Here is a 469-nt window from a genome sequence, read left to right as displayed (position 1 = left end):
AAGTACTTTAATCTGAATAAACCGAATGAAAAACCCTCTAATTTGGTGGAGCCGAGGAGGATCGAACTCCTGACCCCCTGCGTGCAAGGCAGGTGCTCTCCCAGCTGAGCTACGACCCCATTTTTTTACATCGATCTTTTGTTTTACTCTTCGTTGCATGCGCTCTCTTGCTCAGTCACATACTGATGTATGTTCCTTCGCTCGTTCGGGCCTGCGCCTCGATTAAAACAAAACCTCTTGTAAAAATGCTTCGTTCACTCTTTTACTGCTCGCGCTTCGCGCTTGCAGCTTGGCGTGTTCGAGCATCTTTTCACCCTTTCGGATGGTAGGATTCTTCTTCTTGAAAACAAACTGTGTGGGCACTTTAAATTACTTTAGTGCCATTAATTAAGGAGGTGATCCAGCCGCAGGTTCCCCTACGGCTACCTTGTTACGACTTCACCCCAGTCATGAACCACACCGTGGTAAA

General features: G+C 47.1%; 1 tRNA gene and 1 rRNA gene. Both read right to left on the bottom strand.

Annotated elements, in window-relative coordinates:
* Window positions 1-43: 43 nt before the first annotated feature.
* Window positions 44-119, bottom strand: a tRNA-Ala gene (locus ACWTE2_RS00035).
* Between the two features lie 269 nt (window positions 120-388).
* Window positions 389-469, bottom strand: a 16S ribosomal RNA gene (locus tag ACWTE2_RS00030); the annotation flags it as partial.

Source organism: Legionella nigrisilvae, from assembly GCF_977063395.2.
This window is presented reverse-complemented; position numbering and strand designations above follow the sequence as displayed.